Annotated in this window: 20 protein-coding genes; 5 read left to right on the top strand and 15 right to left on the bottom strand. The window is 70.0% G+C overall.

From position 1 onward, the window contains the following. The first annotated feature begins 473 nt into the window (after window positions 1-473). Complete coding sequence (locus tag FV233_RS09700) at window positions 474-767, top strand: DUF2218 domain-containing protein (RefSeq protein ID WP_147855309.1); 294 nt, start codon at window positions 474-476, stop codon at window positions 765-767. Window positions 768-964: 197 nt separating this feature from the next. Next, on the top strand, window positions 965-2,557 hold the full coding sequence (locus FV233_RS09695; RefSeq protein ID WP_147855310.1) for an ABC transporter substrate-binding protein: 1,593 nt from the start codon (window positions 965-967) through the stop codon (window positions 2,555-2,557). Between the two features lie 4 nt (window positions 2,558-2,561). On the opposite strand, the gene putA is transcribed toward FV233_RS09695, so the two are convergent. After that, window positions 2,562-6,248, bottom strand: coding sequence for a trifunctional transcriptional regulator/proline dehydrogenase/L-glutamate gamma-semialdehyde dehydrogenase (gene putA / locus FV233_RS09690; RefSeq protein WP_147897346.1), 3,687 nt, complete (start codon window positions 6,246-6,248; stop codon window positions 2,562-2,564). A gap of 238 nt (window positions 6,249-6,486) precedes the next feature. Between putA and FV233_RS09685 the strand changes: the two genes are divergently transcribed. Then, a complete protein-coding gene (locus tag FV233_RS09685; protein ID WP_147897345.1) occupies window positions 6,487-7,533 on the top strand; it encodes a saccharopine dehydrogenase NADP-binding domain-containing protein in 1,047 nt (348 codons plus the stop codon). 150 nt (window positions 7,534-7,683) lie between these two features. Here FV233_RS09685 and FV233_RS09680 read toward each other — a convergent pair whose 3' ends face one another. After that, the gene (locus tag FV233_RS09680) at window positions 7,684-9,207 is read right to left on the bottom strand and encodes an altronate dehydratase family protein (RefSeq protein WP_147897358.1); all 1,524 of its coding nucleotides are present in this window, start codon (window positions 9,205-9,207) and stop codon (window positions 7,684-7,686) included. Between the two features lie 137 nt (window positions 9,208-9,344). Then, window positions 9,345-10,061 (bottom strand): DUF1194 domain-containing protein, encoded by a 717-nt coding sequence (locus FV233_RS09675; RefSeq protein WP_147897344.1) that lies wholly within the window; start codon window positions 10,059-10,061, stop codon window positions 9,345-9,347. Between the two features lie 326 nt (window positions 10,062-10,387). Between FV233_RS09675 and FV233_RS09670 the strand changes: the two genes are divergently transcribed. After that, a complete protein-coding gene (locus FV233_RS09670) occupies window positions 10,388-10,612 on the top strand; it encodes a hypothetical protein (protein WP_147897343.1) in 225 nt (74 codons plus the stop codon). Window positions 10,613-10,622: 10 nt separating this feature from the next. Here the strand turns inward: FV233_RS09670 and FV233_RS09665 are convergent, their stop codons facing one another. The 11 genes from FV233_RS09665 to FV233_RS09615 form a co-directional block, all read right to left on the bottom strand. After that, window positions 10,623-11,396, bottom strand: a complete 774-nt coding sequence (locus FV233_RS09665; RefSeq protein ID WP_147897342.1) for a DUF1223 domain-containing protein — start codon at window positions 11,394-11,396, stop codon at window positions 10,623-10,625. Window positions 11,397-11,403: 7 nt separating this feature from the next. Continuing rightward, window positions 11,404-12,420 (bottom strand): lipid A biosynthesis lauroyl acyltransferase, encoded by a 1,017-nt coding sequence (locus FV233_RS09660; protein ID WP_147853731.1) that lies wholly within the window; start codon window positions 12,418-12,420, stop codon window positions 11,404-11,406. Window positions 12,421-12,602: 182 nt separating this feature from the next. Continuing rightward, window positions 12,603-13,625: a zinc-binding dehydrogenase gene (locus FV233_RS09655; protein ID WP_147897341.1), complete on the bottom strand. Its 1,023-nt coding sequence runs from the start codon at window positions 13,623-13,625 to the stop codon at window positions 12,603-12,605. An 8-nt stretch (window positions 13,626-13,633) separates the two neighbouring features. Further along, a complete protein-coding gene (locus FV233_RS09650) occupies window positions 13,634-13,924 on the bottom strand; it encodes an SH3 domain-containing protein (protein ID WP_147853733.1) in 291 nt (96 codons plus the stop codon). Between the two features lie 111 nt (window positions 13,925-14,035). Beyond that, window positions 14,036-14,803 (bottom strand): SDR family oxidoreductase, encoded by a 768-nt coding sequence (locus tag FV233_RS09645; RefSeq protein WP_147897340.1) that lies wholly within the window; start codon window positions 14,801-14,803, stop codon window positions 14,036-14,038. Beyond that, complete coding sequence (locus FV233_RS09640; protein ID WP_147897339.1) at window positions 14,800-16,083, bottom strand: beta-ketoacyl-ACP synthase; 1,284 nt, start codon at window positions 16,081-16,083, stop codon at window positions 14,800-14,802. The genes FV233_RS09645 and FV233_RS09640 overlap by 4 nt, the downstream gene beginning before the upstream one ends. Before the next feature lie 53 nt (window positions 16,084-16,136). After that, a complete protein-coding gene (locus FV233_RS09635; protein WP_147897338.1) occupies window positions 16,137-17,372 on the bottom strand; it encodes an allantoate amidohydrolase in 1,236 nt (411 codons plus the stop codon). Beyond that, the gene (locus tag FV233_RS09630) at window positions 17,369-18,649 is read right to left on the bottom strand and encodes a Zn-dependent hydrolase (RefSeq protein WP_147853737.1); all 1,281 of its coding nucleotides are present in this window, start codon (window positions 18,647-18,649) and stop codon (window positions 17,369-17,371) included. The genes FV233_RS09635 and FV233_RS09630 overlap by 4 nt, the downstream gene beginning before the upstream one ends. A gap of 100 nt (window positions 18,650-18,749) precedes the next feature. Beyond that, window positions 18,750-19,211 carry a tellurite resistance TerB family protein gene (locus FV233_RS09625; protein ID WP_147853738.1) on the bottom strand — a complete coding sequence of 154 codons (462 nt, stop codon included), beginning with the start codon at window positions 19,209-19,211 and terminating at the stop codon, window positions 18,750-18,752. A gap of 244 nt (window positions 19,212-19,455) precedes the next feature. After that, on the bottom strand, window positions 19,456-20,622 hold the full coding sequence (locus FV233_RS09620; protein ID WP_147897337.1) for a carboxylate-amine ligase: 1,167 nt from the start codon (window positions 20,620-20,622) through the stop codon (window positions 19,456-19,458). Window positions 20,623-20,758: 136 nt separating this feature from the next. Beyond that, a complete protein-coding gene (locus FV233_RS09615; RefSeq protein WP_147853740.1) occupies window positions 20,759-22,273 on the bottom strand; it encodes a CYTH and CHAD domain-containing protein in 1,515 nt (504 codons plus the stop codon). 393 nt (window positions 22,274-22,666) lie between these two features. Between FV233_RS09615 and selB the strand changes: the two genes are divergently transcribed. Then, window positions 22,667-24,619: a selenocysteine-specific translation elongation factor gene (selB, locus tag FV233_RS09610; RefSeq protein ID WP_147897336.1), complete on the top strand. Its 1,953-nt coding sequence runs from the start codon at window positions 22,667-22,669 to the stop codon at window positions 24,617-24,619. A 78-nt stretch (window positions 24,620-24,697) separates the two neighbouring features. Here selB and FV233_RS09605 read toward each other — a convergent pair whose 3' ends face one another. Further along, entirely contained in the window at window positions 24,698-24,997 is a 300-nt protein-coding gene (locus FV233_RS09605) for a hypothetical protein (protein WP_147853541.1), read from the bottom strand. Window positions 24,998-25,057: the final 60 nt, after the last annotated feature.

Below are 25,057 nucleotides of genomic sequence, written 5' to 3'. Positions count from 1 at the left end.
CCGGCGCCTCAGGACACCGCCATGAGGAGTTTGTGGGGGGCAGATACCGCAGGGCTGGCATAGGACATCCTCTGCCACACCGTCGTTGCGAGCCTCGATCGTGGGCCCGACCTCGCCCGACGCTGTGATACCGTCCGCGTTCGGCCATAGTCACGCAGGCCGTCCCCATGGCGCTATCGCTCGCCGGTGGACTTCGCCTCACCCGTCCCATCAGGGCGATGGAATTTGTGCGGCGCGCCATAATTCGGCACGTCGAGGGGTGCAGGACAGTCGCGCGGCGCCGCGTTCGGCGGCCGTCGTGTTGGTCGTTAAACGCTTGCTAACGCTTCGAGCAGACCCTTTATGCAGCGATCGGGGACAGCCTCGTGAGCCCGGGCATAGTCCTTGCTCAGGATGCGTTCATCTCGCACGTGCGAGATATCGCGACACGCCGTCCACCGAAGACAGCGTTCATCTTTCTGGAGACCCACGGAATGCCGACCTCTCAGGCCCGCGTGCAGACCGCCGAGGCAAGCCGCTACCTGCAGCAGCTGTGCCGGCACTGGAGCCACAAGTTCAAGGTCGAGGCGACCCCCGAGCACGGCACCGTGCCGTTCGGCGAAGACCGCATCTGCACCTTCGACGCCGAGCCGGACGCCCTGGTGATGCGCATCGACAGCGCCGACCCGGTCAACCTCACTCGACTCGAGAACGTGGTCGCCGACCACCTGGCCCGCTTCGCATTCCGCGAGAGCCTGGGCGATATCCGCTGGTCTCGCGCCGCCTGATCGATCGCCGGGGTTGCCGGAGCGCGGATCCCTAGGACGCGCGAGCGGTGGCGTTCCGCTATGGGCCGCCCGGCTTCAGACCGGGACGGCTGTCTCAATCCTGACCATCCCGGATCCGGCTGCTGGCGTAGGCTTTGCAACCGATAAGCGCTGCGCGAAACCGCGTCGGCAACCGTGGATCGGAGCGGGACGACAGTATGAAGCGACGCACCCTGCTGCGAGGCGCCGGCGCCCTGATGGCCGGAGCCATGGCGCGGCCCGCCCTCGTCCGGGCGGCCTCGGCCACGACACTCCGCTTCGTGCCCTACGCCGACCTCGCTCTACTCGATCCGATCATCACCACGAATTACGTCACGCGCACGCATGCGCTGATGGTGTTCGACACGCTCTACAGCCTCGATGCGTCCTACCGCGCGCAGCCGCAAATGGTTGGTAGCCAGGACGTATTGCCGGACGGGCTGACCTGGCGACTGACCCTGCGCGACGGCCTGCGCTTCCACGACGGCACCCCGGTCCTCGCCCGCGACGTGGTCGCGAGCCTCAAGCGCTGGTCCGGGCGCGATGCCTTCGGGGGAGCGCTGTTCGCAACCGTCGACGAACTCTCCGCCCCGTCCGACACCGTGGTGCAGTTCCGGCTCAAGCGGCCGTTCCCGCTTCTCCCGGACGCCCTGGCAAAGCCGACCTCCTACCTGCCGGTAATCATGCCGGAACGGCTGAGCGCGATGCCGGCCACGCAAGCCGTGGCGGAGATCGTCGGCAGCGGGCCCTATCGCTACGTCGCGACCGAGCGCGTGCCAGGATCGCTCAACGTCTACCGAAAGTTCGAGGATTACCGCCCCCGTCAGGATGGCACGCCGAGCTTCACCGCCGGACCCCGGATCGCACATTTCGACCGGATCGAGTGGCGCACGATCCCCGATGGCGCCACCGCGGCCGGCGCCCTGCGTTCGGGCGAGATCGATTGGTGGGAGCAGCCGCTGGTCGATCTCGTGCCCGATCTGCTGCGCCAGCGCGACGTACGCGTCGAGCTGGTGGAGACGACCGGCCTGATCGGGCAGATCCGCCTCAACCATACCCTGCCGCCCTTCGACAATCCCGCGATCAGCCGGGCGCTCCTGGCGGCGGTCGATCAGAACGAGATGATGGACGCGGTCGCAGGCAGCGATCCGTCGATCCGTCGCGGTCCGGCCGGCATCTTCACCCCCGGCGGCCCGATGGCTTCGGAGGCCGGGATGTCGGTGTTCACCGGTCCGCGCGACATCGCAGCCGCCAAGCGGGCGCTGGCGGCGGCCGGCTACAACGGCGAGCGGGTCGTGCTGCTGGCGGGCACCGACGTGCCGCGGATCAACGCGGTCTGTGAGGTCATGGCCGACCTTTGCCGCAAGCTCGGGATGAACCTCGACCTCGTCTCCACCGATTGGGGCACGGTGAACCAGCGGATCCTCAATGCGAAGCCGCTCGATCAGGGCGGTTGGTCGATGTTCGGCATCTTCTCCGGCGGGCTCGACATGATCTCGCCGGCCTACCATCTGGCGGCCCGCGGCAACGGCCGGGCCGGCGTCCCGAGCTGGCTGACGGATGCGCCTCTGGAGGAGATGCGCGCCGCGTGGTTCGCGGCCCCGGATGTCGGCGCGCAGAAGGCGTTGGCGGCGAACATCCAGTCCCGGGCCCTGGAGGTCGGCGCCTACATTCCGTGCGGCCAGTATTTCCAGCCCACCGCCTACCGGCGCGACCTGGACGGCATGCTCACCGGCTTGCCGCTGTTCTGGAATCTGCGCCGGTCGGCGTGATTGATCAGCCGATCGCCATCAGGCTGGCATTGCCCCCGGCGGCCGCGGTGTTGATCGCGGTCGAGCGCTCCTCGACCAGGCCGGTGAGCGTGTAGAGGTCGCCCGCCGCAAGCGCGTCGACCGTGCGGGCCTGACTCTGAAGGATCGGACCAAGTCGCTCGGCCAGGGCGCGGTTCAGCGTCCGCAGGCCGACGGGATCGCCCTCGTACAGCACCGCCCGGACCTCGCCGGCCTGCGCGAGATCCGCCGTGCGCTCGACCCGGGCCGCGAGTTCGGCCGGCAGCTCGGCCAGGGCCGCGAAGATCCGGTCCGGGCTCAGCACCACGGCGCGGTTGCCGGTGGCGATGATCGCACCGAGTTGAAGGATCAGGCCGCGTTTGGTCTCGGCGATCGCTAACACGCGGCCGCGCGGGCGCAGGGCGTAGAGATTACGCTCCCCGACCGGCCCGGCCAGAGCGATCTCCGCGCCCTGGATCGACGGCAACGCGGCGACGATGTCGGCGAGCGGGTCGTGCCCGCGGGATCGAAGCCACTCCGCGTAGCGTCGGCCGAGATCGCTTGGGCCTTCAAGGCCGGCGAGCGCGGCCTGCGGCGGCCTCTTCAGCAAACGGCCGAGGTAGAGCGGACCGCCGGCCTTCGGCCCGGTACCGGACAAGCCGGACCCGCCGAAGGGCTGGACGCCGACCACGGCGCCGATGACGTTGCGGTTGACGTAGCGGTTGCCGGCGCCGGCGCGGCCGAGAATCCGGTCGGCAGTCTCGTCGATGCGAGTGTGGAGGCCGAAGGTCAGGCCGTATCCGGTGGCGTCGATCTCTTCCAGCAGGCGGTCGAGATCGTGGCGCGCGTAGCGCAGGACATGCAACACCGGCCCGAACACCTCGTGCTCGACATCCGCGACGCGATTGATCGCGATGAGCGTCGGCGGGACGAAGGTGCCGTTCGCCGTCTCGGCCGGCAGCGGGACCTGGTGAATGGCGAAGCCGCGTCCCCGCATCGTCTCGACATGCTGGTTCAGGCGCTCGGCCGCAGCCCGGGTGATGACCGGACCGACATCGACCGCAAGCCGGCGGGGATCGCCGACGACCAGTTCGCGCATGGCGCTGCGGAGCATTTCCAGGGTACGATCCGCGATCTCCTCCTGAAGGCACAGGATGCGCAGGGCCGAGCAGCGCTGGCCGGCGGAATCGAACGCCGAAGCGATCACGTCGGCGACCACCTGCTCGGCCAAGGCAGAGGAATCGACCACCATGGCGTTCTGGCCGCCGGTCTCGGCGACGAGCGGGACCGGCTCGCCGTCGCGGCTCAGGCGTTCGGCCAGGCGTCCCTGGATCGACTTCGCGATCCCGGTCGAGCCGGTGAACATCACGCCCTGCACCCGGGCGTCCCCGACCAAGGCCGCCCCGACATCGCCGGGACCCGGAAGGATCTGTAGGACATCCTCCGGGATGTCGGCGGCGTGCAGCAGACGGATCGCCTCCCCGGCCGCGAGCGGCGTCTCCGCGGCGGGCTTGGCCAGAACCGGGTTGCCGGCCGCCAGGGCGGCGGCGACCTGCCCGACGAAGATCGCCAGCGGGAAGTTCCAGGGGGCGATGCAGACGACCGGCCCGAGCGGCGCGTGCGGGCCGTTCAGAGCCCGCTCGGCCTCGGCCGCGTAGTAGCGCAGGAAGTCCACGGCCTCGCGGATCTCGGCGACGGCGTTGGCGAAGGACTTGCCGGCCTCGCGCACGATCAGCCCGATCAGCGCCGGCATCCGTGCCTCGAAGGCGTCGGCGGCGGCGCGCAGACGGGCGGCGCGGGCCTCGGTCTCCACCGCCGCCCAGGTGTCGGCTGCCGCCTCCGCCCGGGCGAGCGCCGCCTGGATCTCGGGGAACGACGCGGCCCGGACTGTCCCGACCACGTCCCGATGATCGGCGGGGTTGTGCACGGCCATATCGGCGGAGTCCGGATCGGCCCCAGACGGCACGGTGGACCAGGGCGTCCGCCCGCTCTCCGCCAGCGCCGCAGCGAGCTGGGCCAGGGCGGCCTCGTCGGCCAGGTCGAGGCCAACGGCATTGGCACGGCTGGGTCCGTAGAGTTCGCGTGGCAGCGCGATCCGCTCGTGCGGTGAACCCGGGACCGGCATCGCCTCGACGATGGCGACGGGATCGGCGATCAGCGCGTCAACCGGCACGGACGCGTCGCCGACCCGGTTCACGAAGGAGCTGTTGGCGCCGTTCTCGAGAAGCCGGCGCACCAGATAGGCGAGCAGGGTCTCGTGGGTGCCCACCGGCGCGTAGATGCGGCAAGGCCGGTCGAGTTCGACCCCGCCGACCACCGTTTCGTAGAGCGGCTCACCCATGCCGTGCAGGCACTGGAATTCGTACCGGCCGAGGCGGAAATCGGGTCCCGCCATCTCGACGATGCTGGCCAGAGTCTGTGCGTTGTGGGTGGCGAATTGCGGAAAGATCGCGTCGGGCGCGGCGAGGAGCTTCTGCGCGCAAGCGAGATAGGACACGTCGGTGTGCAGCTTGCGGGTGAAGACCGGGAAGCCCGCGAGCCCGTCCACCTGCGCACGCTTGATCTCACTGTCCCAGTACGCGCCCTTCACCAGGCGGACCATCAGCCGGCGCCGGCTGCGCCGGGCGAGGTCGATCAGCACATCGATCGCGAACGGGCAGCGCTTGCCGTAGGCCTGCACGACGAAGCCCAGCCCATCCCATCCGGCCAGACCCGGGTCGAAGGCCAGCGTCTCAAGGATGTCGAGGGACAGGTCGAGGCGGTCGGCCTCCTCGGCGTCGATGTTGAGACCGATCTCGTAGCGCTTGGCGAGGCGGGCGAGGTCCCGGACGCGGGGCGCCAGTTCCGCCATCACGCGCCCGCGCTGGGATCTCGTGTATCGGGGATGAAGCGCCGACAGCTTGATCGAGATGCCCGGCCCGAGGAGCACGCCGCGCCCGGCAGACGCTTCCCCGATCGCGCGGATCGCCTCCTGGTAGGAACGCAGATAACGGTCCGCGTCCTCGGCGGTGACGGCAGCCTCGCCGAGCATATCGTAGGAGTAGGTGAACCCCTTCGCCTCCATACGAGCGGCGTTACGCAGGGCCTCCGCGATGTCGCGCCCGGTGACGAACTGCTCGCCCATCAGCCGCATGGCGAGATCGACCGCCTTGCGGATCAACGGTTCGCCACCGCGCGCGATCAGGCGGGTCAGCGTCGCCGAAAGCCCGGATTCACTGCGTGTCGCCGCGAGCCGGCCGGTCACCAGCAGGCCCCAGGTCGCGGCGTTCACGAAAGGCGACGGGCTGTGGCCGAGATGCGCGGCCCAGTCGCCGCCGGCGATCTTGTCCCGGATCAGCGCGTCGCGGGTGCCGGCATCGGGAATGCGCAGCAGCGCTTCGGCGAGGCACATCAGCGCCACGCCCTCCTGACTGGAGAGGGCGTATTCGTGGATCAGCCCCTCGACGCCGCCGTGGCGGGTGTTGCGGCGCAGGCCCTCTACGAGCCGCCGGGCCGTGTCGGCGACGCGCCCGGCCGCGTCTGGCGGCAAGCGGGCGAGATCGAGAAGCGGCGCCACGCAATCCGGCTCGGGGCGCCGACACGCCGCGGCCATCGCGGCCCGGAGTGGCGACAGGGCGACCACGTCGTCCGCGAAGGCCGTGAACGGGTCGTCCGCCGGGGCGGCGGGACGGTCCAGAGCGCCTGATCCTGGCATGGTCGCTTCCTCGGGCCGCAAAGACTCAACACGTGCGGGCATCAAGCTACGTCGCCAGGGCATCGTCCCGAAAGGTGGCTGCCGACGTTCGCCAGAACGAGGCCTCTGCCGACGGCGATCGCGAGCCGCTCAGCGCACGGGTCTCGCGCACCTGCCACGACGGCCATGGGACGGAGCGCCATGTGACGGACCGCCATGCGCAGTCCCCTCCCGGTCGGGCCATGATAGAGGGGCGGCTATGACAGCGATCCTGATCTACGGCGCCACCGGCTATACCGGGACGCTCCTGGCCGAACATGCCCGCACGCAGGGCCTTCGCCCGATCCTGGCCGGCCGAGACCCGGACAAGCTGCGTCCGCTGGCCGACCGGCTCGGGCTCGACTGGAGGGCGGCCCCACTCGATGACCCGGGACGGCTGCGGGAGGCACTCGCCGGCGTCGCCGCGGTGATCCACGCCGCCGGACCCTTCTCCAGGACGGCCCGCCCCATGGCCGAGGCGTGCCTGGCCGCGGGGACGCACTACGTCGACATTACCGGCGAGATCGACGTGCTGGAGGCACTCGCCACCCGGGATGCCGACGCGAAGGCGGCCGGCATTGTGCTGTTGCCCGCCGCGGGTTTCGACGTGGTGCCGAGCGATTGCCTGGCCGCCCACGTGGCCGGCCGGCTGCCCGGCGCCACGAACCTGCGAATCTCCATCGGCGGTTTCGGTGGCTTCAGCCGGGGGACGGCCCGCACCATGGTCGAGGGCATCGCCTGGGGAACGCGGGTGCGGCGCGCTGGCCGCATCGTCGAGCTGCCGAGCCCGCCCCGCGGCAACGCCGATTTCGGCCACGGACCCCGTCGCACCGTGGGGATTGGCTGGGGCGACGTGTCGAGCGCGTGGTACTCGACGCGAGTCACCAACATCGAAGTGTATTTCGAGGCGTTCCCCGCCATGGCTGCGGCAGCGGGCCTGCCTGCTGGCTTCCGGCGGATCATCGCCGGCAGCACGATGCAGCGGCTGATCAATCGCGGCATCGACCGCCTGCCGGAGGGCCCCTCGGCGGCCGCGCGGGCGACGGCGCGCAGCACCTTCCTGGCCGAGGCCTGGGATGAGAGCGGCAGGCGCGCGGCAAGCCGCATGGTGACCCCCGAGGGTTATACGCTGACCGTCCTGACAGCGCTGGACGTCGCCCGGCGCGTGGCTTCGGGCGCGGTCCCGGCGGGGTTCCATACCCCGGTCACCGCCTTCGGGCCGGATTTCATCCTGGGTTTTCCGAACGTCGTACGGACGGATCTCTGATCCGGAATCCTGCGTTCTGTCGTTCGCGCCGACAACGCCGCCCCGGCATCGCAAGCGCGCTGATGCCGCGGCGCGATCACCCGAAGGCTCTTTCTCCGAGGTTGCTTCGCTACGCGCGCAAAGGCGATCGAGGGAGCGATCGCCGTCAAATCAGACGGTTGCGCCGAGTTGCCAGGGCGCGAATTCCGACGATCCGAAGTCGAACTGTTCGCTCTTCGTCCGCTCGCCGCTGGCGACCCGAAGGATCAGCTCGAAGATCCGTCGGCCTGCCTGCTCGACGCTTTCCTCGCCGTCGAGGATCGTACCGCAATTGACGTCCATGTCCTCCTCGAGGCGCCGGTACATGGCCGAGTTCGTGGCGATCTTGATCGACGGGGATGGCTTGCAGCCGAACACGCTGCCGCGCCCGGTGGTGAAGCAGACGAGGTTCGCCCCGCCGGCTACCTGCCCGGTCGCGGAGACCGGATCGTAGCCGGGGGTGTCCATGAACACGAAACCCTTGGCGGTCACCGGGTCGGCGTAGCGGACGACGTCGACCAGGTTGGTGCTGCCGGCCTTGGCCATGGCGCCCAGTGACTTCTCCAGGATCGTCGTGAGGCCGCCGGCCTTGTTGCCCGGGGACGGGTTGGCGTCGATCTCCGAGCCTTCCCGGCGGGTGTAGTCTTCCCACCAGCGCATCAGGTCGACGAGCTTCTGGCCAACCTCGGGGGCCACAGCCCTTCGGGTGAACAGATGCTCGGCTCCATAGGTCTCGGTGGTCTCCGACAGGATCACGGTGCCGCCGTTCTCGACCACGCGGTCGCTGGCGATCCCGAGCGCCGGGTTCGCGGAGACGCCGGAATAGCCGTCCGAGCCGCCGCATTGCAGGGCGATGATCAGCTCGCTCGCCGGCACTGTTTCCCGCTGCACCACGTTCGCCTCGGCCAGGATGCCCGTGACGAAGGCGATGCCGGCCTCGACGGTCTTACGCGTGCCGCCGAGCGTCTGGATGTTCATGCTGCGGATCCGGTCGCCCAGGCCCTGCTCCTCCAGGAAGGCGCCGATCTGGTTCACCTCGCAGCCGAGCCCGATCATCACGATGTGCGAGAAGTTGACGTGCCGGGCATAGCCCGCGAGCGTCCGGCGCAGCAGCCGCAGCGGCTCGCCCATGGCCATGCCGCAACCGGTCTTGTGGGTCAGCGCGACGACGCCGTCGACATTCGGGTAGGCGGACAACGGATCGAGGCCGAGGATCGGGTGGCGCCGGAACGCGTCCGCGATCAGGTCGGCGACGTGCGCGCTGCAATTCACCGAGGTCAGGATGCCGACATAGTTTCGCGTCGCCACCCGCCCGTCCGGGCGGCGGATGCCCTGGAAGGTCGCGGGCGGCGCGACCAGCCGGGTCGGGCGCGCATCGACCCCGAACGCGTAGTCGCGAGCGAACTCGCCCATGCCGAGATTGTGCACGTGGACGTGCCGGCCGGCCGCGATGTCGTCCTTGGCGAAGCCGATGATCTGTCCGTACTTGGTCACAGCCTCGCCCGAGCGATGGGGACGGACCGCGACCTTGTGGCCGGGCAGGATCCGCTCGACGGCCATGACGCCCGGGGCGACCGGCGTGCCCGGCTCGATCGCAGTCCTGGCGACCGCGACGCCGTCGTCCGGCCGCAGGGTGATGACGGGATAGGCGGACAGCCTGTCGGCCGTGACCAGCATCGGACTTCCTCCCTGAGTCGCGCCTCGCCGGGCGCGTTCACGGGAAACCTAGCGCCCTTGCACGCAGGGCGCGAGAACCGCGGGTGACGCGGGAGCCCGGATGTCGTCGGGTGGCGTCAGGAGATCTCGCGCACCAGCTTTGCGATGAGCGCCCGGCCGAATGCCTCGAAGCTCTGCGCCGTCATGACGAACGCTCCTTCCCCGCCGATCACGGTCTCCCGGTAGTAGGCGGCCAGCCCGTCGGGGGGATTGGTGTGCTCTCTCAAATACCCCGGCATCCCGGTGGGATCGGTGAGGATGACGATGCCGTTGACCGTGGTGCCCAGCGCCACGGCGGCATCCCGGGCTTCGGCGATCGCGCGGCCGGAATTGCTCGTGCCGTCTCCGGAGATATCGATCACCGTCCGCTCGGCGCGGTAGGGCGAGCGGTCGAGCAGCATGGACCCGAAGCCGATCGCCGACCCGATGGCGGTCCGGCCGTAGAACGGGCGCGATGCTCCGGCCAGCCGCGTCGCGAAGGTGGCGGCATCGTCGGCCGAGGCGATGATCATCCAATCGACCGCGATCTGCTGCTCACCGGGGCCCGCCCAATCGAACAGGGCTACCGCGATGCGCCCGCGCTTTCCCTCGGCGATCGCCTGCAGGACACGCCGGTCGCCGAAGGCTTCGGCGTAGCCCCGTCGCTCCAGCTCGAAGCGGGACGTGCTGATGCTGAGCGAGACATCGACCGCGAGCACCAGGAGAACATCGACGCCGGTCTCCGCGGCGGCGGCCCGCCGGCCCGCAAGGGACAGGGTGGCGAGCATCCCGGAGAGCAGATGGCGTCGCCGCATGGCCGAAAACTCGGTGGCGGATGTCCGCACGATCCGGCAGACGCCCTCGCCCATGCAACGAGCCGGCCGCCGGGGTGGTTCGATACCGCGAGCGCCGGGTATGCGACAATCGCGCCCGGCTTCCAAGCGACGGGAGCGCCTCGCCGTTCGGTGATCGAAACGGTGGGATCGTCGGCAATGCGGGCGGCGACCGAACGGCGGGAAGGTTCCGTTCGATCAGGCGCGGGTGACGCCGCCTTCGGTCGCATCGGGCACCGAACTGTCCGCTCTATCTCAAGCCGGAAAGGTGCATCAGGCGCCAGATCCGGGAAAGCTCGAAACCGACAATGCGCATCTTCAATTGGATCGGCCGCGTCGCGAAGACCGTCGTGGTCGGCGGCGTAACCGGCACCGTGGCTTTGACCAGCCGGCTCCTCGACGGGACCATCGGGCTGGTCGGCCGATCCTCCGAGCGCCTGGATGCGAAGCTCGGCGCCCTGGCGCAGGCCTCGGAAGAGCGCCGCCGCCAGCTGGGCCGCCGCCCGATCGATCCAATCACTCTGCAGAAGTAGAACGGGCGCGCTACAGGCCCGGGCCCTTGGCGGCGCCGAGGATACGGCCCGGGCGACCTTCGGCGGCGCTCTGGACGAGAACGACCCAGCTGTCGGCCTCGGCGATCTCCGCCATGGTGCAGGGGACGTCGAACCGGGTCGGCTGGCCGGCCCAGGTGCCGAGACGCTGCATGCCGCGCACGACGTTGACATAGGTGGCCGTCCGGCCTCCGTTCTCCCCGCCCTGGATCGCGATGGCCCGGCTGCGCAGCACAGGCACGAGCCAGACGTCGCCGCGGGTGTCGGTCCTGGTGTCCGGCGCGGCGCCGACCTCGACGGTGATCCGGTCTCCGTGCATCTCGCCGCGGACCTGTATCGGCAGTCCGCCGTGCTGCGTCGCCTCGCGCATCAAGCGTTCGAGGGCCACTCGATCGGATCCGACCGCGAAGCCGCTGCCGTCGACCACGATCTGCGGCGTGAATACCTGACGGGCGCCCCTGGCGCGGGCGTAGGCGCGCTGACGTTCGGTCAGAGGCCGCATCGCCAGGGTGTCTTTCCAGCCGAGATAATCCCAGTAGGTCACCGGCAGGGTGAGCGCGACCACGCCGGGCTGGCGCGCCAGGTCACGGATGACGGGGTCGGCGCTCCGGCAGGCGCCACAGCCCTGGCTGGTGAACAGCTCTACGACGGCGCGGACCGGCTCCGCCCGCGCCTGCGCCGAAGCCGAGACCGCGCACAGGAGCGCCGCAGCGCACAGCGCGCGGCTTTCGCGGGTCCTGGTCCGGGCGCGGTGCCGATGCGTCATCGATCCATCAGAGCGGTTGGGACGCCGTGTGGGAAATCACGTTGGCTTGAGAGGCCTCTACCATCGGTTGAGCTGAATGTGGGAGATTTCTCGCCTTAGGCAACATGTCCGGCCGCCACCGACGGTGCATCCAGAGCCACTGGCCGGGATGCTCGCGCACCCAGCCATCCACGACCGCGGTCATCGCCTGCATGGCGCCGGCCACATCGATCACCCCGTCGGCGTTGCGCGGCAGGTCGAGCGGCGGCGTCAGCTCGAGCCGGAAGCGGCCCTTCGGCAGGCGGATCACCCGGACGCCGTGAACCGGGCAGTCGTAGTGCCGGACGAGCTTGGCGAGCAGCGGGTTGGCCAGACAGGGCCGCCCGAGAAAGTCGACCACGACGCCGCGGGTGAAGTGCTGGTCGATCAGCTGTCCGAGATGGCCGCCGTTCTCGACGACGTCCCGCATGGCGAAGACGGCGCCAGGGGTCGAAGCCGCCAGGCCCCCCATCGAACGCCGGCGGACCTCTTGCACGAGGCGCGCCGCGGCCGGGTTGTTGGGCGGCCGGAAGACGGCGGTCGCGTCCAGGCCGAACCGGGCCGCGCAGATCGCCGGGAGTTCCCAGTTTCCGAGGTGGGCGGAAAAGATCAGCCCGGGCCGGCCATCGTCGCGCAGGGCCGCGAAGTGCTCGATCCCCGCGACCTCCGTGCGCATCGTGCCGGCGGCGTCGGGATCGTAGTCGAACAGTGAATCGAGGTGGGCGTATTCGGCGCCGGTCCGCCCGAGATTGTCCCAGGCTTCCAGCGCGATGCGCTTCCGCTCCGCCTCCGGCATGTCGGGAAACGCCGCACGTAGGTTCGCCAGGGCGGTGCGATGCGCCGGCAGCCACGGTCCGACCGTGCGCAGGAGCGCTGCGCCGAGCGCGGTCGAGCGATCCGGGCCGAGGGCGCGGGCCAGCCAGACCAGGGCGCGGATCAGCGGGACCATGGCGAATCCGGCAAGCCGCGGGAACGATCGTCTGAGGATGAGGGCGAGGCGCAGCACGTTGGTTTCCCGGGCACGATGCGGGCAGGCCCGGCAGTTCGCGTGTAAGGCGACGCTTAAACCATGTCCGACGGGGTGCGATAGCGCATCGCCCCGCAAGATGGCCGCCGCCTCTCGAGACGATGGCAGGCCTGGATTTGCCAAGGCGTCCGAGATGAGATCCTGGGAGACTGGGCCGACCCTTAGAGGCTAACGAGGATCTTTCCGAACACCTTGCGGGATTCGAGCCGCTCCAGCCCCTGGGCGAAGTCGCCGAGCGGGTAGACCGTATCGACCACCGGGCGGATACCCTGCGCCATCTTGTCGAGGGCCTGCGCGATATTCGCCAGCGAGCAGCCGAACGAACCGGTGATGCGGTATTGCTGCTGGAACAGCTGCATCAGATTCATGGTGGCCGAGACGCCGGAGGTCGAGCCGCAGGTCACCAGCCGGCCGCCGCGCTTCAGGCAGAGCAGCGAGCCGTTCCAGGTGTCGGCGCCGACATGCTCGAACACCACATCGACGCCCTTGCGCTTGGTCAGCCGCCGGACCTCGCCCTCGAACCGCTCGGTGCGATAGTTGATGACGTGGTCGGCCCCAAGCTCCGCCGCCTTCCGACCCTTCTCGTCGTCGCCGACCGTGGTGTAGACGGTGCAGCCGATCGCCTTGGCCATGCGGATCGCCGCGGTTCCGATGCCGGAGCCGCCGGCATGGACCAGTACGCTCTCGCCCGGCTCCAGGCGGGCATTGTCGAACAGCATGTGCTGGACGGTGCCGAAGGCGATGCCCGCACAGGCTGCGTCGGTGTCGCTGACGCCATCCGGCACCTTCACGACCAGGCGGGCCGGCAGAGTCACCAATTCGCGCGCGAAGCCGTCGACGTGGAAGCCCATCACGCCGGAGACATCCTCGCAGAGGTTATCGCGGCCCTCCCGGCAGGCCCGGCAGTCCCCGCAGGTCATCGCCCCGTAGGGCACGACCCGATCACCGGACGCGACAGAGGTGACGCCAGCGCCAACCGCTTCCACCACGCCGGCCGCCTCGGCGCCGACGATGAGCGGCATCTTGCGCTTGGCGAACGCCATGCCGCGAAAGCCCCAGACGTCGATGAAGTTGAGGCCCACCGCGCGGATACGGATCTGCACGTCGCCGGGCCCCGGCGCGGCGGGGGCCTCGACCTCGGTCAGGCGTAGGTCGCGGTCGCCGAATAGCTGGAGGGCTCGCATATCGTCTTTCATCGTTCCGGCGCGAGATAACGCCGCCGTGCCCAGCCCACGATTCGCCCGGCCTTGACCCGGCACCACGTGGCCCGGCTCGGCGTATCGGCGGTGCAGCCGAAGACCAGGGCACGGGTGCGGATCTCGCCGACCTGCTCGGCCGCGGCATCCGGCTCGGCGCGGATCGAGAGCGATTCGCCGGGGGAAAGCCCCGAGATCCGGTACGATTCCGGTTCGGCGCCGGCACGGCCCGGGACAAGGGGAGCCGCGAGGCAAAGTCCGGCGAGGAAGGCGAGGCGGGCGCGCATCGGGAGGTCGCTAAAGCATCGCGCGTGTAAGGGGAATTCCAAGCGTCGGACTTACCACGGCGGCGGCGAAAGCCGCGAGCCGCCATTGGAGACACGCAATCGGAAACGAAATCAGGCGCGGTGGACGCCCATCATCGCGGTGAGACCGCCGTCCACCGGCAAGACCGTTCCGGTGATGTAAGCGGCCCCGTCGCCCACGAGGAACGCAGCCAGGGCGGCGACATCGTCGGGGCGGGCGAACCGGCCGGCGGGGATCTGGCGCTCCATCCCGGCGCGGTGCGCGGCGTAGCGCGCCATCATGGCAGTGTCGACGAAGCCCGGCGCGATGACGTTGACCGTGACCCCGCGCTTGGCGGTCTCGATCGCAAGCGTGCGGCAATAGGCGATCAGCGCGCCCTTGCTGGCCGCGTAGGCCGCGTTGCCGGCATTGCCCCGCAGGGCGGCCACAGAACCGATGGCGATGACGCGGCCCGCCCGGGCACGGATCATCTCGCGCATCAGCGCCTTGGCGATCCGCGTCAGGGAAAAGAAGTTGACCTGCATGGCCGCCTCGGCCCGCTCCTGGTCGAACATCGCCGCCAGGGCGTCGCTGGCCTGACCGGCATTGTGGACGAGGCCATGATAGGCCGTGGCCTCGGCGGCCTCGCAGAAGCTCTCGAGGGCGGCCTTGTCGGCAAGGTCCAAGGCATGGCCGGTGAACGTGCGGTCCGGATGCGCTTCGCGCAGCTCGGTGAGCAACGCCTCGGCTGCCTCGGTCGAGGACCGATAAGTGAAATCGACGGCGTGCCCGGCGCGTGCCAGCGCCCGCACGATCGCCAGGCCGACCCCCGACGCGCCGCCGGTGACGAGCACGCGCCGCCCTTCGGCACCGCCGCTCACGCCGGTTCAGCCCCGAGGACCAGACAGGTGTTCTGGCCGCCAAATCCGAATGAGTTCGACAGCACCGTCCGCACCGGCAGGTCCCGGGCGGTCTCCACCACATCGAGGCCGATCGCCGGATCCGCCACCCGGTGGTTGATGGTCGGCGGGATGCGGCCGTGCTGGATCGTCAGCAGCGAGACCGCCGCCTCGATGGCACCGGCTGCGGTCAGCGTGTGGCCGATCATCGACTTGTTGGAGGTCACGGGCAGGGACGGGGCGCGGGAGCCGAATACAGCCGCGAGCCCGAAAGCCTCCATCTTGTCGTTCTCGGGTGTCGAGGTGCCGTGCGCGTTGACCGTGTCGACCGCGTCCGGAGCCAGCCCGGCATCGTCGAGGCTGGCCCGGATCGCCGCGATGACCGGCGCGCCATCTGGACTGGAGCGGGTGCGATGAAAGCCGTCGCCCTTCTCGCCGCAACCGAGCACGTAGCCGAGGATCCTGGCGCCCCGGGCGATGGCGGCCTCGGCATCCTCGAGGACCAGGGCGGCCGCGCCCTCCCCCATCACGAAGCCATCGCGATCCTTCGAGAACGGCTTCGAGGCCTCCTCGGGCACGTCGTTGCGCGTGGAGAGCGCCGAGAGCAGCGAGAACCGGATCAGCGATTCCGGGTTCACGGAGCCGTCGGTGCCGATGCAGAGCGCCGCGGCGGTCTCGCCCCGGCGTATCGCCTCGACGCCGAGCTGGATCGCGGTGGCCCCGGACGAGCAGGCGGTGGAGAGCGAGATCGGCGAGCCCTTGGTGCCGAACCGGTCGGCGATGCGGTCGGCCACGGTGCCGAAGATGAACAGGTCGTGCCAATCGTCGAAGCGCCGGGTCGCAGCGGCCCGAAGCAACCCGGCGTAATCGACCGCGCCTTCGCCGCCGGCGGCCTCAGCGAGCGCCTGGCGCTGCGGCCATTCCATCTCGACGGGCGGGACCGCGATGAACAGAGCCCCCGGGAAATCACCCTTCGTGCCGATGCCGGCCTGCGCGACCGCCTCCTGGGCGGCCTCGGCGGCAAAGCGTTCGGACAGGAGCGGGGCGATCAGCGGATCGGTATCGAGGAAATCGACGGTGCCGGCGATGCGGGTGCGCAGACCCTCGGTGGAGAACCGGGCGATGGCATGGATGCCAGACCGGCCGGCACAGAGGGCCGTCCAGGTGTCGGCTTGACCCTGACCGAGGGAGGAGACGACGCCGATGCCCGTCACCGCGATCAGCGGCCGGCCCCTCGCGTCGCGATGGGATCGCGCGCTCATGGCGCGTCTGTACGGGATTTTCTGGCGGCGTACACCCGGTCCGTGCGGGCCGTTCAGGCTCCGCGCCGTGACGCCCAAAATGCCTTGAGCGCTCGGAACAGCACCCGCGCCCCGGCCTCGATGTCGGGTAGGCTCGCGAATTCCGCGGGGTTGTGGCTGATTCCGCCGCGGCAACGCACGAACACCATGGCGATCGGCGCGATCGCCGCCACCGCCATGCCGTCATGTCCGGCGCCGCTCGGCATGGCGACGACGGGCAGGCTCTCGGCCGCGATGGCGTCCCGGATCAGCGCGGTCAGACCGGGATCGCATGGCACCGCCCCTGCCTCATGCAGGAGGCTGACGCCGAGATCGAGGTTGCGGCGCGCCGCAATGCTGTTGAAAGCCGCCTGGATGTCGGCGAGCGCGGCGAGGCGCTGGGCGTCGTCGGGCGCGCGAAGGTCGAGCGTGAACCGCACCCGCCCGGATATCGTGTTCCCCACGCCCGGTTCGGCCGACATCCGGCCGACGGTGCCGACCAGATGCTGCTCGGCGCGGCATCGTGCTTCCACGGCGAGCACGCATTCCGCGGCGCCCGCCAAGGCATCGCGCCGCTCGCCCATGGCGACCGTGCCGGCATGGCCGGCCTCGCCGATCAAGGTGAACTCCAGGCGGCTGGCGCCGGAGATCGCGGTCACGACGCCCACCGGCAGGCCGGCCTTCTCGAGCATCGGACCCTGCTCGATATGCAATTCGAGGTAGCCGAGAATCGCGTCCGGACGACGCGCCGCCGTGGCGATCGCCGCCGGGTCGAGCCCGGACGTCCGCAACGCCGCAGCGAGGGTGATCCCATCCGCATCCGCGGCATTGAGCACGGCCGGGTCGAGATGGCCCGCGAAGGCGCGGCTGCCGATCAGGGTTGCGGCGAAGCGGACGCCCTCCTCGTCGGCGAAGGCCACCACCTCCAGGGCGTGCGGCAGGCGGGTGCCGTCGCGGGCCAGCGCTTCGACGCAGGCGATCCCGGTGATCACACCGAGCGGCCCGTCGTAGCGACCGGCATTGCGGACCGTATCCAGATGCGACCCGATGACGACAGCCGGCCCGCCCGGCTCTGGGCCTTCGAGGCGGCCGATCAGGTTGCCGACGGCATCGTACCGCACGGTCAGGCCGGCCTCGCGCATCCATCCCGCCACCAGCGCCTCGGCCTGCGCCTGCTCGGGCGTCAGGTAGAGGCGGGTGATGGCGCCGGGCTCGGCGGTGATCGCTGCCAGCGCGTCGAGGCGGTCCTGGATGCGCGGGGCGAAGATCATCGCGCGGTCTGGTTCGTCCGGGGCGCGTTGGCGAGGCGCAGCACCGTCTGCAACAGGACGTCGGCGCCGGCAGCGCAATCGCCCGGCGTGGCGGATTCCGATTCGTTGTGGCTCACGCCGTCCTTGCACGGCACGAAGATCATCGCGGTGGGCACCTTGGCGGCGAGGTTGCAGGCGTCGTGCCCGGCCCCCGAGATGATGCGACGCCGGGGATGCCCAAGGCTCTCGGCGGCGGCATCGACCGCGGCCACGATCGCCGGATCGAACGGCACCGGTTCCTTGCGCCAGATCCGGGTCAGGGCGATCTCCAGCCGGCGTCGCTCGGCGATCTCGGTGGCGGCCTCGCGCAGGCTCGCCTCCATGGCGTCGAGGGTCGGGGATCGGGGATCGCGCACGTCGACCGTGAAGGCGACCCGCCCCGGCACGACGTTGCGCGAAGGGGCCAGGATCACGGCCTCACCGATCGTGGCCACCGCGGTGGGCGCATGGGCCAGGGCGATCCGCTCCGCCGCCAGCGCGAACTCGGACAGCGCCAGCAGCGCGTCCCGGCGACGTGGCATCGGCGTGGTTCCGGCGTGGCTCTCGAAGCCGGTGATCCGCCCGTCGAACCACATGATGCCCTGGCCACCCTCGACCACCCCGATGGTCTTGCCCTCGGCCTCCAGGATCGGCCCCTGCTCGATATGCAATTCCACGAAGGCGCCGATCTCGCGGGCGCCGACGGCTTCTCCGCCTCGATAGCCGATCGATTCGAGGGCTTCGGCGACGGTGACGCCGGCCGCGTCGCGCTTGGCCAGGATCTCGTCCGTCGTGAAATCGCCCGCATAGGCGGCCGAGGCCATCATGGCGGGGGCGAAGCGTGAGCCCTCCTCGTTGGTCCAGTTGACCACCATCAAGGGTGCATCGGTCTCGATCCCGGCATCGTTCAGGCTGCGCATCACCTCCAGCCCGGCCAGGACGCCGAGCACGCCGTCGAACTTGCCGCCGGTCGGCTGGGTGTCGAGATGGGAGCCGAACGCGATCGGCGCGCGGCTCATGTCCCGCCCCGGCCGCACGGCGTACTGGGTCCCGAGCGCATCGACCGAGACCGTGAGGCCAGCCGTCTCGCAGGCTTCCCGGAACCAGTCGCGCACGCAGCCATCCTCGGGCGACAGGGTCAGGCGATTGATGCCGCCGGCCGGCGTGCTGCCGAACGTCGCCGTCTCCAGGATCGTGGCCCACAGGCGCGATCCGTTCGCGCGCAGGTTGTCGGTCTTGCTCGGGGTGGTTTCGGCCATGATGGGTCCTCTCACGGCGCTGCGCCGTGCGAATCGATTCTCGGTCACCGTTATCGGGCGATGGGCCGGCCCGGAGCAACGGTGATGCCAGCCGGCGGGATCAGACCGGAGGCCGCCGCACCGGATTGGCGCGCAACAGTGCCGCGCCGTCGACCTGCAACGCGCTGGCGATCTCGCCCAGGGCATTCGCCTCGATGCCGCTGATCCCGTCCTGGTCTGCGACGTCGGCGGCGATCAGGAAGACATTCTCCCGCTGGCTCGTCGGCCGCTCCGCGACGGCGGCGACGTGGCGCAGGTTCTCGGCTCGGCCGAGACGTGTGCGGGCCCGCGCAATGCCTTCGTACAACTCCGTCTCTAGCATCAGCGCGTCGTAGCCCTTCACCAGGACCGGATCGGCGCGCAGGCCGTGCAGGGCCGTATCGAACTCTTCGCTCGCCACCTCGCCGTCGGCGACGATGACGTTGGCGGCGGCCGAGACGGCAGCGAGCATCAGCGCCTTGTCGCCCGCATAGGCTGTCACGGTACGGCCGACATGGCCGAAAATGTCGCGCAGAAGGCTCATGCCGAGTATTCGAGGATGTCCGCCGGAGCGGGAGGGATAGCAGACCGCGGTCGGGAAGGAAGGGGCCGGGAAGCGCTTGGTCAACGCGACGCGGTTCGGATCGGCGGTGGGAATTTCGCAACCCGCGAGCGCCAGAAATTCGCCAGCAACATCCAGATGTGAATCATGCATTCAACCGCGTCCCCAGCGCGGTCCGACAGATCCCGGGCCTGCCATCCCCCCCTCGGGCGGGCCCGGTTCCTGTTCAACGCCGTCGGGACGGTGCGCGAGTGGCCCCAACCGCGGTCGCCGTTCCGGCGGCGGTTTCCTGGGCGAGAAGATCCACCACCGCCGACAGGGCGTCGCGTTCCCGGGCACCGCGCTTGCGCGCCGCGGAGAAGATAGCGAGCTGTCGGTCGGCGCTCGAACCGTCGGCCACGATGGTCCGGGCGTGCGCGCAGGCCTCGGAGCAGCCGAGCGCGTCGGCATCCTCCGCCGTGTCGTCGAGCAACATTTCTATCGTCTCGGTCATCGGCACTGCCTGCGCCCGCGCCTCGTCGATCAGCTCGGCCTTCACCCCGTCGCGTTCGGCCCGCCACAGGTTCTCACGGATGAACCCCCGGGAGGCGGCCGTCATCCCGGCATTGCGTGTTCGGTCCCGGACCACCCGGCGCACCAGGCATCGGTACAGGCTGGCGATGCAGAGGCCGTCGTCGAGACGGGGGCAGCTGTCGGCCACGCGCAATTCGAGCGTCGGGTATTTCAGCGACGGGCGCAGCTGCCACCACAGGAAGGTCGCATCCGCGATGGCTCCGCTGCGGGTCATCACGTCGACGTAGCGGGCGTAGTCGGCCGGGTCGGCGAAGAGTTCCGGCAGGCCGGTGCGGGGCAACTCGGCGTAGGCGCGGGTGCGATAGCCGGCCTTGCCGGTTCGTTCGCCCTGCCAGAACGGCGAGGAGGTCGAGAGCGCGAGCAGAACCGGCAGGAACGGCAGCAGCCGCCCCATGAGGTCGATGCGGGTGTCCGGATCCGGCACCTCGACATGGACGTGCAGTCCGCAGACGAGGTTGCGTTGCCCGACCATCCGGAGGTCGGCCATGATGCCGTGGTAGCGGGCCTTGTCGGTGGCAGACTGGTCCCGCCAGCGGGCCGTCGGATGCGTCCCGGCCGCGAAAGTCAGGATGTCGCGCTCAGAACCGATTTCGGAGAGGCTTCGGCGTAGCTCTACCAGATGGCCCCGTGCCGCTTCAATGTCATCGGTCGGGGGTGAGGCGATCTCGATCTGACATTGCAGTTGCTCACGCTCGACCGTGTCCAGTCGCGCCTTGACGGCGGCGTGGAACGCCTTCAGCCGGGCTCGCGGCGAGCCGCGAGTGCGGGCGTCGGCGAGGAAGAACTCTTCCTCCATCCCGAATCGATAGGCATGGGCCATCCGCGCTCCTCGCCCGGTCCGTCGGCGCAGGCCGACATACCGATCAACGGGGCGTCGCGAGATCCGTGCCGGATCCAGTCGCAATCGGGCACGGATCCGGAGTCTCGGCCCGGAAGATCCGGTCCGAAAACGTCTGTCAGCGCCAGAACGGCTTGACGTCCAGCAGCTCGGCACGCGCCTCCGCGGCCTCGATGAGGAGATCCCGGGTGCTCGCGTCGTCCGGACCGGGCATCGGGGGCCCGCCCAGGCTCTCCATCATCGTTCGCGCCGTCTCCAGGTCGTTCAGCGCGCCGAGGTGATCCTGCAAATCCGAGAGTGCGGCACCGAACTTGTCCTGGCGACGTCGCGCCTTCTTCTTCGTATAGAGCGCCGCGAAGAACTCAGCGCCGTAGCGCAGTTTCTTCGCGGCGATCCGTGCCCGGTGGCGGGTATGCGGATCGAGCTTCTTAAGGCCCCGGCCGCGCTTCTTCAGGCGCTCGCGGGCCCGATCCAGGACGCGAGCCGCGAAGGCGCTTCCGTCCTCGGCGGCGGCATCCTGGGCCGCCCAGGAACCGGCCTCGACCCAGCCGGCGAAGTCGATGATCAGGCCGCGCCATTGCGGGCTCTCCAGGATCGCTAGCACCGCATCGTAGGCTTTGGCGCGCTCGGCCTCGGCCAGCTCGCGCACGGCGGTGAGGTCGGTGTCGTCCGGGCGCTCCTTGGTGAGGTTCGGCAGGGTTTGGCCGAGGAACACGTCGAGGTTGCGGGCATGCCCGAACGGTTCGGTGACGCGCTTGATCTCGTCGCCGAAGGTGGCCGCGCGCGGATCGGCCTCCAGCATGGGGGCGAACAGCGACAGGGCCGAGCGCAGCCGCCGCAGCGAGACGCGCATCTGGTGAAGGGCTTCCGGCGCATGACCCGCCAGGAACGCAGTCTCGTTGAGGCGCAGGTGGCGCAGACAGGCGCGGGCCACCCGACGGAAGACGTCGCCGGCGCTTGCCCCCTCGGGCAGTACCACCGGCTCGGCCTTGACGGAGGACGGGCTGGTTGCATCGACCAGGGCGAAGCCGCGGCTGCTCTTGGCGGTGGCGCTCAGCCGCAGCGGAACGGTCTCGGCCAAATTCTGTGCCAGGGCGAACAGGTCGGCGGGCTCGCCGTCGGCGATCTCAAGCTCGACCTCGCAGATGGGGGAATCGCCGGCCGGGCTTTCGACCCGACCCTCATCCAGGGTGACGAGGATGCGCGAGTCGCCCTGCCGAACCGGGATGACCCGACGCGTGACCACCGTCGAGAACAGCTTCACCAGGGGCGCGTCCGCCTTGCGCAGGACCTTGTCCGCCGCGGTTTCGGCCCAGGCTGCCGGATCGGGCGTCTCGCCCGCGATCTCAGACTCCCACTCGGAACGGTCGAACAGTCCGACACCGCCCTGTCCGGCCTTCACGGTCTGGATGTGGCGGCCGCCTTGGTTGCGGACCCGGAGGGTCAATCCGGCGGCGCGCAGATCCTGCTCCGGCGTATCGTAATAGGTGCTGACGAGGAGTTCGGGCTCGGAGCCTTCGGCCCCCTGGAGCCGGGGATGGGCCGCCAGCGCGGTCAGGTCGGGACCCGCGCAATCGAGCTTCAGCTCGATCTCACGGGGGGCGGCCACGGCGTGGCTATCGGTCTCGCTCATGCTCTCCTCTTCGAAACGTCCGGTTCTTAACTCGGCGCAGCGCTCGCCGGGTTGCATCCGGGCGTCGTAAATTCCGATCTAGGACCGATCCGGACTTTCTGGCAATCGGGACCGCCCTTAAGTCCTTGATCGTGTATGCACGATTGTGCCGATCCAGCGGCTGGAACGCATATGAGGTTGCACCCAGATATGAAGGGTGTCGGGCGGATTCGGCCGTGGCATGCGTATTGAGTCGCTTCACTTTTACGCTTTCCCAATCTGGGACGCCGTGGCAAACCCGATTGTCCACAATCCATCTGCCTCCACGGTCACGACCTCGACCGATGGGCGGCGAACGGCGCAACGCTGGGTCGGCAAGACGGAATCCCTTGCCGTGAATGCGGTGCGCCCTGCGTGGACGGCAGAACCGCGGAGACAATCGGGTCGGTGACTTCCTTAAAGACACTTCTGGTCGGTGTGATCGGGCATGTGGACCACGGCAAGACGGCCCTGGTCCGGGCACTCACGGGAATCGAGACGGACAGGCTGAAGGAAGAGCGAGACCGCGGGGTCTCCATCGTACCGGGCTTCGCGCTGCTGACGAGCGCGCAGGGCGAGATCGACCTCGTCGACCTGCCCGGTCACGAACGCTTCGTCCGCGCCATGGTCTCTGGTGCCACCGGCATGCGTGCCGTCCTGCTTGCGGTGGATGCCAACGAAGGCATCAAGCCGCAGACGGTCGAGCACCTGGAGATCGCCCGGCTGATCGGTGTCCGCCGCGGCGTGCTGGCGCTGACGAAGGCGGATCTGGCCACGCCCGAGACGATCGCCGCGCGATCAGCGGAGATCGCCGCCGCCGCCTCCCGCGCCGGGATCGTGGCAGGGCCGGTAATCGCCACCTCCACGCACGCCGGCACCGGAGTCGAGGATCTGGCCCGCGCCTTGGCCGATTTGCTGGCCGAAGCGGAAACCGGCGTCGACGACGGATTCCCGTATCTGCCGGTGGACCGGGTCTTCACCCGTCCGGGCTTCGGCACGGTGGTGACCGGGACCCTGCGGCGCGGACCGCTCGCGGTGGGCGACACCCTGGAGATCGTGCCCGGCGGCCGTAGCGCGGTGGTGCGCAGCCTCCAGATCCACGGACGCCCGGTCGAGCGCGCCGAGCCCGGACGACGGACCGCCGTGGCCCTGCGCGGTATCGGCCTCGACGAGATCGCACGCGGTCAGGCCCTCACGGTGCCCGGATTGCTGGCGCCGTCGCACTGGCTCGACGTGGCGCTGACCGCCGCGGCCAGCGCGGATGCCGCCTTGCCGGGCGGCAGCGCATGCCGGCTCCTGTTCGGGACCACGGAGGTCGAGGCCCGCCTGCGCTTGCTGGACCGCGACACGCTGGAGCCGGGCGCGACCGCGCCGGCGCAGTTGCACCTCGCCGAGCCGATCACCGTGCCGGCGCGCGAGCCGTTCGTGCTCCGTCTCGATTCCCCGCCTGCGACCGTGGCCGGCGGCCGCGTGCTCGATCCGGTGAGCCGTCGGCGACGGCGGCACGATGCCCGGGTGTTGGCCGACTTCAGCGCGGTGGCGACCGGGAAACCGGCGGACGCGGTGACGGTCCGTCTGTCGCAGGCCGGTCCAGCGGGGGCGACTTTGCCGGAACTCGCCCGCGCGGCCGGCATCGGAACCGAGCGGGTTCGACGGATCCTTACGGCTTCCGGCGCCCGGGAGCTCGGCGACCGCTTCATCGGGGCTCCCGCCTTCGCAACGCTGCGAGCCGCGGCGTTGGCAGCGCTCAGCGAGCATCACCGGGACAACCCGATGGAGCACGGCATCGCGCTGGAGCGCCTCGCCCGACAGCTGTCGATTCCCGAGGTCCTGGCTAGCCTGGTCCTGCGTGACCTCGCCGGCACGGGAGGCACGGTTCAGGCCGGCGCACTCTGGCGCAGGTCCGATTTCGATCCGGCCCGCAACGAGAGCGAGACCGCGCGCAAACTCGAGCAGTTGTTCCGCCGCGCCGGCCTCAATCCGCCCGATGAGACCGAGGCGGTCGGCCGCGATGTCCGGCGCCGGGAGGCGCTGACCTATCTGGTCGGCGCCGGCACGGTGATCCGCGCCATCGACCGGGTGCAGCGCCGGGCGGTGCTGTTCCACCGCGACGCGGTCTCGGTCGCCCGCACGCGGCTGGCCGAGGCATTCCCGAACGCGACGACGCCGGAAACCGGGTTTTTGGCCCGGGAGGCCGGGGCGGCCCTCGGGATCTCGCGAAAGTACTCGATCCCGCTCCTCGAGCACCTCGATGCCGCGGGCTTCAGCCGCAGGGCGGGGGATAGGCGCGTGATCGTGACCCTGGAGGAAGCGGCCGGCGGTCGCTGAGGTCGGCAGGCCGTAACCGCGCGAGCCAGCGCATCACCGTCTTTCTGAAAGCGGGCGGCCAGATTTCGGGATGACGCTCTAGAAACCCTCGCCGGGCCAATCGTCCGCGCCGGGTTCGTAGCAGGTGTAGCCGATCAGGCAGGTCGGGTTGTCGCGGGTCGGCCGGAAGGCGCGCCGCGCGACCTCGGTCGGCTCGCAGAACGACCGGTCCCGGACGAACCGGTCGTAGGTCTGGCCGCCGGTCCCGAGGACCAGGGCACCACGGGTCTGGACCAGCCGGACGGTCTGCTGGCAGGTCATGGTCGTGCTGGACGGACGCGCCTGGGCCACCGTGGGGATGGCCAGCACGAAGAGAGCCGTGGCGATCCGGATGATCATCGGTTGCGCCTCGTCCAGGCAGATCGGGTTATCGGAGAACGCCGCCTCAACCGAGATCTG

It is taken from the genome of Methylobacterium sp. WL7 (genome assembly GCF_008040085.1).
In the GTDB taxonomy this organism is placed as follows: Bacteria; Pseudomonadota; Alphaproteobacteria; order Rhizobiales; family Beijerinckiaceae; genus Methylobacterium; species Methylobacterium mesophilicum.
Note: the sequence above shows the minus strand (reverse complement) of the source record. Positions and strands in the feature narration are given on the sequence as shown.

What these genes read in the sequence shown, in the direction of transcription:
- putA (WP_147897346.1), bottom strand. Translation starts at nt 6,248, where the DNA reads ATGCCAGGATCAGGCGCTCTGGACCGTCCCGCCGCCCCGGCGGACGAC.
- FV233_RS09640 (WP_147897339.1), bottom strand. Translation starts at nt 16,083, where the DNA reads ATGAGCGCGCGATCCCATCGCGACGCGAGGGGCCGGCCGCTGATCGCG.
- FV233_RS09625 (WP_147853738.1), bottom strand. Translation starts at nt 19,211, where the DNA reads ATGAGCCTTCTGCGCGACATTTTCGGCCATGTCGGCCGTACCGTGACA.
- FV233_RS09605 (WP_147853541.1), bottom strand. Translation starts at nt 24,997, where the DNA reads ATGATCATCCGGATCGCCACGGCTCTCTTCGTGCTGGCCATCCCCACG.
- FV233_RS09630 (WP_147853737.1), bottom strand. Translation starts at nt 18,649, where the DNA reads ATGGCCGAAACCACCCCGAGCAAGACCGACAACCTGCGCGCGAACGGA.
- FV233_RS09700 (WP_147855309.1), top strand. Translation starts at nt 474, where the DNA reads ATGCCGACCTCTCAGGCCCGCGTGCAGACCGCCGAGGCAAGCCGCTAC.
- FV233_RS09675 (WP_147897344.1), bottom strand. Translation starts at nt 10,061, where the DNA reads ATGCGGCGACGCCATCTGCTCTCCGGGATGCTCGCCACCCTGTCCCTT.
- FV233_RS09620 (WP_147897337.1), bottom strand. Translation starts at nt 20,622, where the DNA reads ATGGCCCATGCCTATCGATTCGGGATGGAGGAAGAGTTCTTCCTCGCC.
- FV233_RS09695 (WP_147855310.1), top strand. Translation starts at nt 965, where the DNA reads ATGAAGCGACGCACCCTGCTGCGAGGCGCCGGCGCCCTGATGGCCGGA.
- FV233_RS09635 (WP_147897338.1), bottom strand. Translation starts at nt 17,372, where the DNA reads ATGATCTTCGCCCCGCGCATCCAGGACCGCCTCGACGCGCTGGCAGCG.
- FV233_RS09685 (WP_147897345.1), top strand. Translation starts at nt 6,487, where the DNA reads ATGACAGCGATCCTGATCTACGGCGCCACCGGCTATACCGGGACGCTC.
- FV233_RS09655 (WP_147897341.1), bottom strand. Translation starts at nt 13,625, where the DNA reads ATGCGAGCCCTCCAGCTATTCGGCGACCGCGACCTACGCCTGACCGAG.
- FV233_RS09665 (WP_147897342.1), bottom strand. Translation starts at nt 11,396, where the DNA reads ATGACGCATCGGCACCGCGCCCGGACCAGGACCCGCGAAAGCCGCGCG.
- FV233_RS09650 (WP_147853733.1), bottom strand. Translation starts at nt 13,924, where the DNA reads ATGCGCGCCCGCCTCGCCTTCCTCGCCGGACTTTGCCTCGCGGCTCCC.
- FV233_RS09615 (WP_147853740.1), bottom strand. Translation starts at nt 22,273, where the DNA reads ATGAGCGAGACCGATAGCCACGCCGTGGCCGCCCCCCGTGAGATCGAG.
- FV233_RS09670 (WP_147897343.1), top strand. Translation starts at nt 10,388, where the DNA reads ATGCGCATCTTCAATTGGATCGGCCGCGTCGCGAAGACCGTCGTGGTC.